12 protein-coding genes are annotated in these 12,526 nt (G+C 73.6%); 4 read left to right on the top strand and 8 right to left on the bottom strand.

Features of this window, described 5'->3' with window-relative positions; all coding sequences use genetic code 11:
• Nucleotides 1-17: 17 nt before the first annotated feature.
• Genes V3T34_RS06560 through V3T34_RS06550 form a run of 3 tightly spaced genes read right to left on the bottom strand, consistent with a single transcriptional unit; the run spans nucleotide 18 to nucleotide 4,126 of the window.
• Entirely contained in the window at nucleotides 18-1,166 is a 1,149-nt protein-coding gene (locus V3T34_RS06560; RefSeq protein WP_305078073.1) for a glycosyltransferase, read from the bottom strand.
• A gap of 13 nt (nucleotides 1,167-1,179) precedes the next feature.
• Complete coding sequence (locus V3T34_RS06555; RefSeq protein ID WP_305078072.1) at nucleotides 1,180-2,064, bottom strand: glycosyltransferase family 2 protein; 885 nt, start codon at nucleotides 2,062-2,064, stop codon at nucleotides 1,180-1,182.
• Nucleotides 2,054-4,126, bottom strand: a complete 2,073-nt coding sequence (locus V3T34_RS06550) for an HAD-IIB family hydrolase (protein ID WP_305078071.1) — start codon at nucleotides 4,124-4,126, stop codon at nucleotides 2,054-2,056. The genes V3T34_RS06555 and V3T34_RS06550 overlap by 11 nt, the downstream gene beginning before the upstream one ends.
• A gap of 81 nt (nucleotides 4,127-4,207) precedes the next feature.
• Between V3T34_RS06550 and V3T34_RS06545 the strand changes: the two genes are divergently transcribed.
• On the top strand, nucleotides 4,208-5,245 hold the full coding sequence (locus tag V3T34_RS06545) for a glycosyltransferase family 4 protein (RefSeq protein WP_331369136.1): 1,038 nt from the start codon (nucleotides 4,208-4,210) through the stop codon (nucleotides 5,243-5,245).
• Nucleotides 5,245-6,441, top strand: coding sequence for a glycosyltransferase family 4 protein (locus V3T34_RS06540; RefSeq protein ID WP_305078069.1), 1,197 nt, complete (start codon nucleotides 5,245-5,247; stop codon nucleotides 6,439-6,441). The genes V3T34_RS06545 and V3T34_RS06540 overlap by 1 nt, the downstream gene beginning before the upstream one ends.
• Here V3T34_RS06540 and V3T34_RS06535 read toward each other — a convergent pair.
• Nucleotides 6,429-7,433 carry a glycosyltransferase family protein gene (locus V3T34_RS06535; RefSeq protein WP_305078068.1) on the bottom strand — a complete coding sequence of 335 codons (1,005 nt, stop codon included), beginning with the start codon at nucleotides 7,431-7,433 and terminating at the stop codon, nucleotides 6,429-6,431. The genes V3T34_RS06540 and V3T34_RS06535 overlap by 13 nt on opposite strands.
• 123 nt (nucleotides 7,434-7,556) lie before the next feature.
• Here V3T34_RS06535 and V3T34_RS06530 point away from each other — a divergent pair, with 123 nt between their 5' ends.
• Complete coding sequence (locus V3T34_RS06530) at nucleotides 7,557-8,192, top strand: hypothetical protein (RefSeq protein ID WP_331369131.1); 636 nt, start codon at nucleotides 7,557-7,559, stop codon at nucleotides 8,190-8,192.
• Nucleotides 8,193-8,200: 8 nt separating this feature from the next.
• A complete protein-coding gene (locus V3T34_RS06525) occupies nucleotides 8,201-8,869 on the top strand; it encodes a hypothetical protein (RefSeq protein ID WP_305078066.1) in 669 nt (222 codons plus the stop codon).
• 138 nt (nucleotides 8,870-9,007) lie between these two features.
• On the opposite strand, the gene ccoP is transcribed toward V3T34_RS06525, so the two are convergent.
• The 4 genes from ccoP to ccoN form a co-directional block, all read right to left on the bottom strand.
• Nucleotides 9,008-9,883 carry a cytochrome-c oxidase, cbb3-type subunit III gene (gene ccoP, locus V3T34_RS06520; RefSeq protein WP_305078065.1) on the bottom strand — a complete coding sequence of 292 codons (876 nt, stop codon included), beginning with the start codon at nucleotides 9,881-9,883 and terminating at the stop codon, nucleotides 9,008-9,010.
• Between the two features lie 5 nt (nucleotides 9,884-9,888).
• Complete coding sequence (locus V3T34_RS06515) at nucleotides 9,889-10,038, bottom strand: cbb3-type cytochrome c oxidase subunit 3 (protein ID WP_091889309.1); 150 nt, start codon at nucleotides 10,036-10,038, stop codon at nucleotides 9,889-9,891.
• Between the two features lie 5 nt (nucleotides 10,039-10,043).
• A complete protein-coding gene (ccoO, locus tag V3T34_RS06510; RefSeq protein ID WP_305078064.1) occupies nucleotides 10,044-10,784 on the bottom strand; it encodes a cytochrome-c oxidase, cbb3-type subunit II in 741 nt (246 codons plus the stop codon).
• Nucleotides 10,785-10,857: 73 nt separating this feature from the next.
• Nucleotides 10,858-12,522, bottom strand: a complete 1,665-nt coding sequence (gene ccoN, locus V3T34_RS06505) for a cytochrome-c oxidase, cbb3-type subunit I (RefSeq protein ID WP_082742865.1) — start codon at nucleotides 12,520-12,522, stop codon at nucleotides 10,858-10,860.
• Nucleotides 12,523-12,526: the final 4 nt, after the last annotated feature.

Genomic DNA, 12,526 nt, shown 5'->3' with positions numbered 1-12,526 from the left:
GGGGGATCGGACGGGTTTTAGCCGGCCGCGACGACGCGCAGCGGGGCGGCGGCCTGCGGGGGCTCGGCGGCGCCCTGCCAGAGCGCGTCGGTCAGCCCCTCGAGCCAGCCGGCGGCGCGGGCGGCGGCGTCCGGCGCGTAGAGGCTCCGCAACGCCGTCCCGTCGAGGGCGCGGGCCCGGGCGAGGAGGTCGCGCCAGCCCTGGAGGTCGCCGGGCCAGACAGGCGCCTGGACGGCGGCGCCGAGGCGCACCAGGACTTCCGCCTTGCGGGTCTGTTCGCCGAAATAGCGCCATTCCGGCATCACGATCAGGCGGCCGCCGACGCGGGCGACCTCGTGCACCGTGTTGTCGCCGGCCGAGGCCACCACGATGTCGGCCGCCGCCAGGTAGTCGGTGACGGACGGCACCCAGCCGAGCTCGCGCAGGTTCGAGAAATCGGTCTCGTGGCCCTCGCGGTGGGTCGGCCCGAGGGTCAGCCACAGGGCGTCGGGGGCGGCACGCGCCGCGACCGTGAGGGGCGCGTAGGGCGTGCCGCTGCCCCCGCCGCCGGTCACCGCCACGACGATCTCGCGGTCGGGATCGAGGCCGAGCCGCGCCCGCGCCTCGGCCCGGTCCGGCACCCGGTCGACGCTGGTGCACAGCCCGCCGCTGTAGAAAGTCTTGGCGCGCAAGTGCGCCGGGTAGTCGTCCTGCTCCATCCGGGGATCGAACGGCGCCAGCATCCCGACGCAGGCCTCGTAGGACCCGACATGGCCGATATCCTGGCGGTCGCCGTGCATCCGGATCTGCACCGCCGGCACGCTGGCGATGCGCGACAAAAGCGCGATCTCCGCCGAGACGTCGACGACGAACAGGCCGATCCCGCGCTCGTCGAGGTGGTCGAGGATCTGGCGCATCGTCCGGCGCATCTCGGCAAGGCCGAGGGGCACGCAATGCATCACCTGCGGCGTCGGCTCGGCGTAGAGGCGCGGGGTCGGCACCGCGGCGCCGATCATGTTCGGCAGGGCGACGATCTCGATGTCGCGAGCGAAGCCGTCGAACAGGTGGGGCCCCGCGGTCAGCACCGAGACCGGGCGGTCGCGGGCGAACTCGGCCGCCACCGCCATCGTGCGGTTGGCGTGCCCCCGTCCCTGGTGGTGGACGAAGAATGCGATCGGCTTCTTCATGGTCTCTCGGTCGTCAGGAGAACAGGGCGTCGGGCCGCGAGGCGGCGGCGATCTCGGATTCGGTCGGCGGGCGCAGCAGGCGGATCGACTCCGCCGCCTCGTCCCAGGCGATCAGCCCGGCGTCGCGGAACTGGCCGAGCCAGTAGGTCATGCACCAGCGCCCGTGCCGGGCCCGGAAGCGGGCCGCGTTGGCGAGGATCGGCGCGAAGTGCTGCAGCGGCGGGACGTGGACCGGGTGGTGCTGGTGATAGGCCCGCGCACCCCCGACCCAGAAGGTCGGCAGGCCGCTGAGCGACAGGCGCGCCGCGAGGTCGGTCTCCTCGCCGCCATAGCCCGCATACGTCTCGTCCATGCCGCCGACCGCGTGCCAGGCCCGCGCCGGCAGGGCGAAGGACAGGCCCCAGAGCTGGCCGGAATCGGGCTCGGGGCGGATCCCCGCCGCCGGCACCGGGGGCCGGGCCGGGTGGACGCGGCCGAGCCGGTCGAGGGTCGCGTCGTCGGGCGCGGCGGAGGCAGCCGGCAGGCCGCCGGGCGGCAGGTACAGGACCTCGCCGAGGAACAGCCCGTCGGCCCGCGCCGCCGCAGCCGCATAGGCGGCGACGAGGCCGCGGCTCGGGATGCAGTCGACGTCGAGGAAGACCAGGAGGTCGCCGCAGGCCGCCTCCGCCGCCCGGTTGCGGGCGGCGGCGAGCGGCATCGGCTCGCCCGGGACGTGCAGGTGGCGGACCGGGCAGCCGGGATCGGGCAGGTCCGGCTCGGCCTCGGGCTGCATCCAGGCGATGACGAGCTCGCGCGGAGGGGCCGTCTGGCGGGCGAGCCCGCGCATCAGGTGGCGCAGCCGGTCGGCCCGGCCGCGCACCAGGGTGAGCACGCTCACCGCGCCGGGTTCAGCCGGCATGGGCTTCGAGGACCTGGGACGCGAGCACCCGGCGGAAATGGCCCACGCCCTCGATGATGCCGCGGGCATGCGAGGCGCGGGCGACGTAGGAATGCTGGAGCGCCGCGTGGCCGGCGAGGTCGTCGGAATAGTTCGCCACGATGATCGCTTGCGCGCGGGCGCGCAGCATCTCGACGTCGTTGCCCGAATCCCCGGCGACGAACACCGCCCGCTCGGGCAGGCGGTAGAGCGCGCGGACGTGATCGACCGCGGTGCCCTTCGAGGCCCGCTCCGGCAGGACGTCGAGGTAGCGGCCGTGGCTGTGGATCACGCTCGCGCGCAACCCCGCCCGGGCGAGCCGGGCGCGGACCCGGGCCGCCGCCGCGGCGTCGCCGAAATAGCTTAGCTTGAACGCGCGCTGCTCCAGCGGGCCTTGCGGGGCGAGCCCGTCGAGGCCGTCGAGCGCGGCCCGCATCGCCTCCCGCTTCCAGCCGGCCGCGACGGTCTCGCGCCAGGCCGCGTCGGCCGTGTAGGTCACGCCGTTCGCGTCGAGATGGTAGATCTCGGAGCCGACCGAGGTGATCATCACCTGCGGTCGCGGGCTGTCCTGCTGCTCCAGGATCGCCATCGCGCTGTGGAACGAGCGCCCGGTCGCGACCCCGAAGGCGAGCGCGGCCTGCCGGCTGCGCCAGCGGCGGAAGGTGCTCAAGCCGGCCCGGCAGCCGACGAGCGTGTTGTCGATGTCGCTGATCAGGAGCTGGCGCGGCGCCCGCATCGGCGGCACGGGGGCGTGCAGCGCCCGCAGCAGGGCGTGGTAGCGCGCGGCGTGCCGGTCCCAGTCGTAGGCCGCCGCCGCCCGCGCCCCGCCGGCGACGCAAGCCGCGTAGAAGGCCGGATCGTCGAGGATGCGCAGGGCCGCCGCCGCGATGGCGTCGGGCTGGCGCGGATCGACCAGGATCCCGTTGCCGCAGGTCTCGACAATGTCGTTGGGCCCGCCGCTGTCGGTGGCGACGAGGGGCAGTCCGGCGGCGGAGGCCTCGAGCAGCGTCAGCCCGAACGGCTCGTTCAGCGCCGGGTTGACGAACAGGCCGCCGCGCACGCGGGCATGGGCGTAGAGCGCCGGCACGTCCTCGGGCCGGTGGGTCTTGGGATAGGCGATCCGGCCGTAGAGATCGTAGCGGTCGATCAGCACCAAGAGGTCGCGCATCGTCGCGGCCATGTCGCCGTCGAGCGCATCGATGTCCTGGCGGGTGCCCGCGACCAGGACGAGGTTCGCCCGCGCCTGCAATTCCGCGCTCTCGCCGTAGGCCCGCACCAGGGCCGCGAGGTTCTTGCGCGCCACCGGGCGGGCGAGCGCCAGCAGCACCGGTTTCCCGGGCTCGTGCAGGAAGCGCGCGAGCGTGGCGTCGACCCGCGGGTCGGGCCGGCTGTCGGCGAAGCGGGCGAGGTCGCTGCCCGGCGGCAGCACCCGGATCCGGCCGGGATCGTAGGCGTCGTAGCCGGCGTACTGCACCTCCGCCTCGTCGCGCGAGGAGGCGACGACGAGGCTCGCGCGGGCGAGCGCCCGCTCCTCGGTGGCGATCCGGCGGGCGAGGTCGGGACGGTTCTCGGCCCCCTCCCCCAGCGTCGCCGCCTTGACCCGCCCGAGGGAATGGGCGGTGAACACGAACGGGATGCCGAGGCGCTCCTCGACGATCGCCGCCACCGCGGCGGCATCGGCGTAATGGGCGTGGAGAAGGTCGGGCGCGCGCGCCTGCGCGCCGATCCAGGCGATCAGGTTCTCGGCGAGGCTTGCCACCTCCGCGTGCATCTCCTCCTTGGTCCGGTAACCCGGGGACGCGCTCGCCAGCCGCACGAGCGCGACCTTGTCGCCGAGACGCTCTTCGGGCACGGCGTAATCGGGTCCGGGCGGACCGTCGAAACGCCGCGTCGCCACCACGATCCGGTCGATTCCGGGATCCTGGGCCGAGGCGGCGACGAGATCGAGCAGGTAGCGGATATGGCCGCCGGTATCGGCGGTGAGCCCGTAGACGACATCCCGACCGCGCAGGCAGCCCTGCAGGGCGACGTGCAGAACGAACATCACGCCGCTGCCGCAGCAGAGGCGCCGCAAAGACAGGACGGTTCGCGTGAGGTATCTTTCGTGATCGAAGCCACCCAAAGCATCCGTGTCGCCCAAGTCGCTCCGAACATCTTTCCCATCCCCCCGGAGCATCACGGCGGCACGGAACGGGTCATCCACGACCTCAGCACGGCGCTGCGAAGCTTGGGGGTGGAGGTAACGCTGTTCGCCCCGTCGGACAGTGCGACACACTTACCCCGTATCGGTAATTATCCGAGCCTCGCGGCCCTGGAGCGGCGCCACGGCACGGTCGCGCCCGGGGTGCCGGCGGCGCTCGACGCGCTGCAGCTCGAGGCCCTGCGCCAGCACCTCGACGCCTTCGACATCGTCCATTGCCACGGCGAGTTCGCCCATGCGGCGCTGCTCGGCGAGCGCCGTCGCCACAGCCTGACGACGATCCACTGGCGGGTCGACGAGCTCGACCGTGCGTTGTTCTTCCAGGGATTTCCGGATCTGCCGGTCGCGGGTATCTCGACCGCGCAAGCCGCCGGCATCCCGGCGGCGAACCGCGCCGGGGTGGTCCATCACGGCATCGACCGCGACCGCTACGCCGCCTCCCCGGCGCCGGGCCGCCACCTCGCCTTCGTCGGCCGTCTGACCGACCAGAAGCGGCCCGACACCGCGATCCGGGTCGCCCGGGCCGCCGGCCTGCCGATCCGGCTCGGCGGCACGATCGACGTCGGCAATCCGGGTTACTTCGACCGGGAGGTGCGGCCGCTGCTCGGCGAGGACGCGGTCTATCTCGGGCCGGTGGACGACGCGGGCAAGGGCGCGCTCCTGCGCGAGGCGATCGCGCTCCTCTTCCCGATCGACTGGCCGGAGCCGTTCGGCCTCGTGATGATCGAGGCGATGGCCTGCGGCACGCCGGTGATCGCCTGGAACCGCGGCTCGGTGCCGGAGATCGTCGAGGACGGGGTGACGGGCTTCGTCGTCTCCTCCGAGGAGGAAGCCGTCGCGGCGCTCGCCCGGATCGGCACCCTCGACCGGGCGGGGGTGCGCCGCCGCTTCGAGGAGCGGTTCACCGCCGAGCGCATGGCGCGCGACTACCTCGCCCTCTACCGGCGCCTTCTCGGTCGCTGATGCGCACCGCCCTCCTGACCTGGGACTACCCGCCGGCCCCGAGCGGCCTCTCGACCGCCGCCCGGGAGATCGCCGAGAGCCTGGCCGAAGCCGGCGCCGACGTGACGGTGTTCACCCTCGACCGCGCCGGCACCGCGCGGGCCGGCGGCGTCCGGATCGTCGGCCTCGCCCTGAAGCCGGAGGGGGGCCTGGCGCGGCTGCGCCGCTGGGGCTCGCTCGGCCATCTCGCGGCGCCCCTCGCCTTTCGCCGCGCGGTGCTGGCCGCCCGTCGCGAGGCCCCCTTCGACGTCGTCGAGGCGACGAACTGGTACGCCCCGGCCGTGCTGCTCGCCGGGCGCCGCGACCTGCCGCTGGTCACCCGCTCCTCGACGCCGGCCGCCTTCACGCGCGGCCCCGCGCCCAACCTGCGCGACCGCCTCGACGGGGCGAGCGCCGACGCGCTCGAACGGCGCCAGGCGCGGGGCAGCGCCGGCCTCATCGCCAACACCGTCGCGCACGCCGCGGTGATCGACCAGGCCTACCGGCTCTCGGGCGGCCAACCGGCCGCGGTGATCGGGCTGAGCCTGCCGCCGGAGATCGCGGCGGGCGCCCGGGACGCCGCTTATCCCGAGACGCAAGATCCGGTGCGGCTGCTCTTCGTCGGCCGGGCGGAAGCCCGCAAGGGCTTCGACGCGCTCATGGCCGCTCTCGCGATCCTCGCCGACGAGCAGGAGCGGGGCGCCCTGCCGCCGTTCCGGCTCGACCTCGTCGGGGTGCCGCCGGAGGACCTGCCCGCCGACCTCGCCGCCCCGGCCCGCGCCCGGGTCGAGGCCCGCGGCCGGATCGACGCGGCGAGGCTCGACGACGCCTACCGGCACGCCCACGTCGTCCTCGCGCCCTCGCGCTACGAGAGCTTCGGCCTCGTCTACCAGGAGGCGTTGGCGTATGGCCGCCCGGTGGTGGCCTGCGCGCAGGATGCCAGCGCCCGCGCCTTCGTGGGCACGCCCGGGGCGGGGCCGCTCGCCGCGGAGGCGACCGGTCCGGCACTCGCCGACGCCCTGCGGCCGCTCCTGCGCGATCCGGCCCTGCGCCTCGCCTACCGCGCCCGCGCGCTGGCGGCGGCCGGGCGGTTCGACCGGGCGCGCCTGGGGCGCGAGACGCTCGACCTGTACCGCAGGGCGGTCGCGGCGGCGCGGAGCCGGCCTCACGCCCGGTAGGGCCGCAGCAGCGCCTCCTCCTCCTCGAGCCGCCCGCGCCCGGGATCGAGGCTCTCGTAGGCCCGCGAGCGCGCCCGGACATGGGCGAGGCTCAAGCCGTGATCGATCGCCCCGGTGAGGGCGATGAGGCTGCGGGGCCAGCCCCCGTCGAGGACCGGTCGCTCGTGGACGCGGCCGGCATAGCGGGTCGAGGCCCGGTTCAGCCGGTACTGCACGTCCGGGTAGACGTCCGAGAGGATCCCGTCGACCCGGTTGCGCCGGGGCAGCCCGACCGAGACGACGTCTCCGTCCTCGGCCAGCGCGGCGAGCGCGGGCAGCACCCGGCCGAGGGCGGGATCGATCGTTTCGTCGGCGTCGAGCTGCAGCATCCAGGGGTGGCGCGCCAGGTCCTGGAGGGCGTTGCGCTGGGCGGCGAAATCGCCCGAGAGCGGCCGGGTCGCGACCCGCACGGCGCCGTCGGCGAATCCCGGGGCCGCGACCGGGCGGGGCGGCGAGGCCGCGGCGTCGAGGAGCAGGACGACGTCGTCGGTCCAGGCGGCGTGGGGTGCAAGACCGGCCAGCACCGCGTCGCGCTCGGCCACCCGGCAGATCAGCCCGAGGGAGACGGGGCGTCCCGGTCCGGCGGCGAGGTCGTACAGGACGGCCTCGGCGGCGCGCACCGCGTGGGGCTGCAGCAGGGCGGTCCGGTCGTCGGGACCGCGCGGGCGCAGGCCGCGGGCGAGCCGGGTCGCGGCGCTGCGCAGGGTGTAGATGTCGAGGCCGTAGGCGGCGTCCTGATCGGGAACGAAGACTTCCTCGCCGAGGCGCCGGGCGAGGTCGTCCCGGCAGCGGTCCGGGTCCGCGTCCGGCGCCGTCAGCACGCCGCAGGAGCCGCAGGCGATCGGAAAGGCGCGCTCGCGGCCACCCGGATAGGCGAGGCGGCGCGCGCTCGGCGCCAGCATGGCGGCGGCGCAGAGGAAGCAGCGTCGGTCAGGTCCGCTCTCGGCGGTCATCGCGGAGACTCCGGGACGGTCGGGGCTGGTCGCCCCGGGCCGGGCGCCATACTTCCCCGTCCTATCCGCGAAAGCGTGACCGCACGACGGCGCACTTCGCCACCCCGGAACCGTCACCGCCCCATGCCCGCCCCCGATCCCCTCCGCGCCGCGTGGCCGGGTCCGTCCCTGCACGGCGCGGTCGTGGTGGTGGGCAACGCGCCGGGTGTCGACGCCGCCGCGGCGATCGACGCGGGCGCGAGCGTCGTGCGCTTCAACAACGCCGCGGGCTTCGGCGAGCGGGCGGGCTCGCACGTCACCCATCTCGTCCTCGTCAACCGCGGAGGGCAGATGCGCGAGTGGCTGGACGATCCGGGGTTCTGCGACCGCCCGGTCGTGCGCCGGGCCCAGGCCTTCGTCCTGCCCTTCCCGATGCTGCCCGAGGCCCATAACCGTCCCGAGCCGATCTGCTTCACCCGCGAGGCGCTGGCGATGCTGCGTCCCCTCGGCAAGCCGGTCCACATCCTGCCCGAGGAGCTGCACGAGGCGGCGCGGGCCGGCCTCGCGCCGCTCGCGGGCGAGCGGCCGAACCCGAGCACCGGCTTCCTGACCGTGCTCGCCCTCCTCGCCGGGCGCCCCGCCGCGGCGGCCCCGGTCGAGGCGCACGGCTTCGGCTTCGCCGGCTGGCCCGGCCACCCTTGGGCGGCCGAGCGGGCCTGGTGCAGCCGCGCCGCCGCCGCCGGACGGCTGCGCCTGCACCCTCCCCCGACCGACGCGTGAGACCCTCCATGGCGACCCTGATCACCGTCCTCAAGAGCGGCGGCCGCTACGACGCGGCCTGGGTCGAGCGCCTAGCCCGCGGCGTGCGCCGCCACGCGCCCGGGTTCGCCCGGATCCTCTGCCTCACCGACACCCCGCTCGCCCTCGCCCCCCTCGCGGCGATGGGCGTCGAGCCGGTGCGCCTTCGCCACGACTGGCCGGCCTGGTGGGCGAAGATGGAGGCGTTCCGGCCCGACCTCGCGGTCGAGGGCCCGGTGCTGCTGTGCGACCTCGACACCGTGCTCACCGGGCCGGCCGATGCGCTGGCCGCGCCCGGCCTCGCCGCCATGGAGGATTACTTCCACAAGGGGCGGGTCTCCAGCGCGCTCCTGCGCTGGCAGGGCGACAAGCTCGCCTTCCTGTACGAGACCTTCGCGGCCGAGCCGGAACGCTGGATGACCGCCGGCGCCTGCGGCCCGGTCCCCAACGCGGTCCACGGCGACCAGGTCGTCATCGACCACCTGATGCGCCGCCGGGGCCTGCGGCCGGACTTCCTCCAGCACCGCGACCCGCACCTCCTCGACTTCTACGACCCCCGCCGCGACGCGCACGGACCGGTCGTGATCTTCATCGGCGAGGCCAAGCCCGACACCGCCTCCGGCGCGGTGCACGCGGCGTGGACCGGTGCCGGGGGGTGAGGCCGGGCGCGCAGGCCCGAGGGCGCAGGTCACGCGCGAATTCGAAGGAGACCCGCGCCCGGCCTTTCGGGGCGCCGGAGGAGCCGGCCGGCCCGGACCGGAGAGGCGGTCCAGCCCGGCTTTCTGCGGCTCCTCCCTCTACCGCCCGCCCCCGAGCCCGTGGACGTAGACCGCCAGGGACTTGATCGTCGCGGCGTCGAGCCGCCCCTCCCACGTCGGCATCACGCCCTTGCGCCCGCCCTGGATCGTCGCGATCACGTCCCCGGGCGAGGCGCCGTAGAGCCAGACCGCGTCGGTCAGGTTCGGGGCGCCCATCTCCGGGTTGCCCCGGCCCTGCTCGCCGTGGCAGGCGGCGCAGTTCCGGGAAAAGAGCGCGGCGCCGTTCTCGAGGCTCAGGGCCGGCGCGAAGGCCCTGCCGGAGAGCGACAGGACGTAGTTCGCCACGGTCTCGATCTCGTCGCGTTTGAGGAGGCCGTCGCGCCCGAAGGCCGGCATCTCCCCCGCGCGGGCATCGGCGTGGCCCGACCGGATGCCGACCCGGATCGTCTCGGCGATCGCCTCCAGGCTGCCGCCCCAGAGCCAGTCGTCGTCCTGGAGGTTCGGGTAGCCGGTCCGGCCCGTCGCCGCGGTGCCGTGGCAGCCGGCGCAATTGTCGCCGAAGGCCGCCTTGCCGGTGGCGAGCGCGAGGGGCAGCAGCGCCGGATCGGCGGCGATCCGCGTCAGATCCGCGGCGGCGAGCGTCGACTGGCCGAGGGCGGCGCGGGCGGTCCTGGTCGCGGCGACGTCGGCCAGCACCGCGGCGCGGGTCGAGTAGCCCAGGAGGCCCCTGGTGTGGTCGGAGACCAGCGGCCAGGCCGGGTAGAGGATCCAATAGCCGAAGGCCCAGACGATCGTGGCGTAGAGCGAGTACAGCCACCAGCGCGGCAGCGGGTTGTTGTACTCGGCGATGCCGTCCCATTCGTGGCCGGTGGTCTCCGGGCCGGCGGCGGGATTGGAGGACTTCAGGTCGGTCACGAGGCTCACTCCTCGTCGAGGGGCAGGCGGGCGGCGGCGTCGAACCGGCCCTGGTTGCGCGGCCAGAGGGCGTAGAGGCCGACGCCGGCAAACAGCGCCACGAAATAGAGAAGGCCGCTCGTCTGGGCGAAGCGGGAGGCGAGGTCGTAGGTCACGGGCGTCACCTCAGGTTGCTGCGGTCGTCGTAGAGCTTGAAGTCGACCATCGTGCCGAGCACCTGGAGGTAGGCCACCAGCGCGTCGAGCTCGGTCGGGCGGCCCTTCTCGCCGGGGGCGTGCGCGACGGCGCCGGGGTAGCGCTGCGCGAAGCCCGCATCCGCGCCGTCGGGGTCGAGCTGGGCGGTGAGGTCGCTGTCCGCCCGCAGGATCATGTCGCGGCTGTAGGGCACGCCGAGCCGGGCATTCGCCGTCAGGTCGTCGGCGATGGCCTCGGCGTCGAGGGGCCGGTCGAGGAACGGATAGGCCGGCATGATCGAGCCGGGAACGACGGCACGCGGGTCCTTGAGGTGCTCGCGGTGCCAGGCGTCGGAATACTTCCCCCCGACCCGGGCGAGGTCGGGCCCGGTGCGCTTCGAGCCCCACTGGAAGGGGTGGTCGTACAGCGATTCCGCGGCGAGCGAGAAATGGCCGTAGCGCTCGACCTCGTCGCGCATCGGGCGCACCATCTGGCTGTGGCAGAGGTAGCAGCCCTCGCGCACGTAGACGTTGCGGCCGGCAAGCTCGAGCGGCGTGTAGGGCCGTACCCCTTCCACCGCCTCGATGGTGCTCTTCAGGTAGAACAGCGGCACGATCTCGATCAGGCCGCCGATGGCGACGACGATCAGGATGCCGATGAGCAGCAGGATCGAGTTCCTCTCGAAGAACTCATGCCTCTTCCAGAGGCCGGGCTGGGCGATGGCCATGGCCGGAATCTCTCGCGTGTGACGGAAGGAACGGGGCCCGCCGGCGGGCGGGCCCGATGGATCGCTCGTCGGACTACGCGGCCGGGACGAGGGCGCCGGGGGCGGCGGGCGCGGGATTGGGCGCGTTCGCCTCGCGGCCCAGGATCGTCATGGCGAGGTTGTAGGCCATGATCAGCGCGCCGATCAGGAACAGGACGCCGCCGAGCGCCCGCACCAGGTAGTAGGGCCGCATCGCCTCGACGGTCTCGACGAAGGAGTATTCGAGGAAGCCGAAGTCGTTATAGGCGCGCCACATCAGGCCCTGCATGATCCCGGCGACCCACATCGCCGTAATGTAGAGGACGATGCCGAGCGTCGAGACCCAGAAGTGCCACTCGACGAGGCGCAGCGAATAGACCTCGCGCCGGTTCCACAGCCACGGCACCAGGCAGTAGAGCGCGCCGAACGACACGTAGGCGACCCAGCCCAGCGCCCCGGAATGGACGTGGCCGATGGTCCAGTCGGTGTAGTGGCTGAGCGCGTTGACGGCCTTGATCGACATCATCGGGCCCTCGAAGGTCGCCATGCCGTAGAAGGCGAGCGAGACGACCATCAGGCGCAGGATCGGATCGGTGCGCAGCTTGTCCCAGGCGCCGGACAGCGTCATCAGGCCGTTGATCATCCCGCCCCAGGACGGCATCCACAGCATGATCGAGAAGGTCATGCCGAGGGTCTGCGCCCAGTCCGGCAGCGCCGTGTAGTGCAGGTGGTGCGGGCCGGCCCAGATGTACATGAAGATCAGGGCCCAGAAGTGGATGATGGAGAGCCGGTAGGAATACACCGGCCGCTCCGCCCGCTTCGGGATGAAGTAGTACATGATGGCGAGGAAGCCGGCGGTGAGGAAGAAGCCGACGGCGTTGTGGCCGTACCACCATTGCACCAGCGCGTCCTGCACGCCGGAGAAGATCGGGTAGGACTTCGAGCCGAACACGCTCACCGGGAGCGCGAGGTTGTTCACCACGTGCAGCATCGCGATGGTGACGATGAAGGCGAGGTAGAACCAGTTCGCCACGAAGATGTGCGGCTCGCGCCGCTTCGCCAGGGTGGCGAGGAACACCGCGAGGTAGACGACCCAGACGATGGTCAGCCAGAGGTCGGCGTACCATTCCGGCTCGGCGTATTCCTTCGACTGGGTGACGCCCATCAGGTAGCCGGTGCCGGCGACCACGATGAACAGGTTGTAGCCGAGCACCACGAACCACGGGGCGAGATCGCCCGCGAGCCGCGCCCGGCAGGTCCGCTGCACCACGTAGAGCGAGGTCGCGATCAGGACGTTGCCGCCGAAGGCGAAGATCACCGCCGAGGTGTGGAGCGGGCGCAGCCGCCCGAACGTGGTGTATTCGAGCCCGAGGTTGAGCGCGGGCGCCCAGAGCTGGAAGGCGATGATGCAGCCGACCAGGAACCCGGCGATGCCCCAGCCCATCGAGGCGACCGCGGCGACCTTGATCGGGCCGAGGTTGTAGTTGGGCTTTCCCCCGATCTCCTGGGGGACCGGCTCGGGGTCGCGGGCGGCGTAACGGCGCAGGATCGCCACGATGCCGGCGACCGCCGCCAGCGAGAACAGCCCGGCATGGAATCCGTAGGCGGGATCGACGGCCTTCGCCGAGGCGACGAGGCACAGGAGCGCGCCGAGGCCGAAGGCGGCGCACAGGCCGGCCTCCCCCTCGGTCATGTATTTGGGTGCGGGTAGGGCGGGCATGGCG

Source organism: Methylobacterium ajmalii (genome assembly GCF_036448855.1).
Lineage (GTDB): Bacteria > Pseudomonadota > Alphaproteobacteria > Rhizobiales > Beijerinckiaceae > Methylobacterium > Methylobacterium ajmalii.
This window is presented reverse-complemented; position numbering and strand designations above follow the sequence as displayed.

What these genes read in the sequence shown, in the direction of transcription:
- V3T34_RS06560 (WP_305078073.1), bottom strand. Translation starts at nt 1,166, where the DNA reads ATGAAGAAGCCGATCGCATTCTTCGTCCACCACCAGGGACGGGGGCAC.
- V3T34_RS06555 (WP_305078072.1), bottom strand. Translation starts at nt 2,064, where the DNA reads ATGCCGGCTGAACCCGGCGCGGTGAGCGTGCTCACCCTGGTGCGCGGC.
- V3T34_RS06550 (WP_305078071.1), bottom strand. Translation starts at nt 4,126, where the DNA reads ATGTTCGTTCTGCACGTCGCCCTGCAGGGCTGCCTGCGCGGTCGGGAT.
- V3T34_RS06540 (WP_305078069.1), top strand. Translation starts at nt 5,245, where the DNA reads ATGCGCACCGCCCTCCTGACCTGGGACTACCCGCCGGCCCCGAGCGGC.
- V3T34_RS06535 (WP_305078068.1), bottom strand. Translation starts at nt 7,433, where the DNA reads ATGACCGCCGAGAGCGGACCTGACCGACGCTGCTTCCTCTGCGCCGCC.
- V3T34_RS06530 (WP_331369131.1), top strand. Translation starts at nt 7,557, where the DNA reads ATGCCCGCCCCCGATCCCCTCCGCGCCGCGTGGCCGGGTCCGTCCCTG.
- V3T34_RS06525 (WP_305078066.1), top strand. Translation starts at nt 8,201, where the DNA reads ATGGCGACCCTGATCACCGTCCTCAAGAGCGGCGGCCGCTACGACGCG.
- ccoO (WP_305078064.1), bottom strand. Translation starts at nt 10,784, where the DNA reads ATGGCCATCGCCCAGCCCGGCCTCTGGAAGAGGCATGAGTTCTTCGAG.
- ccoN (WP_082742865.1), bottom strand. Translation starts at nt 12,522, where the DNA reads ATGCCCGCCCTACCCGCACCCAAATACATGACCGAGGGGGAGGCCGGC.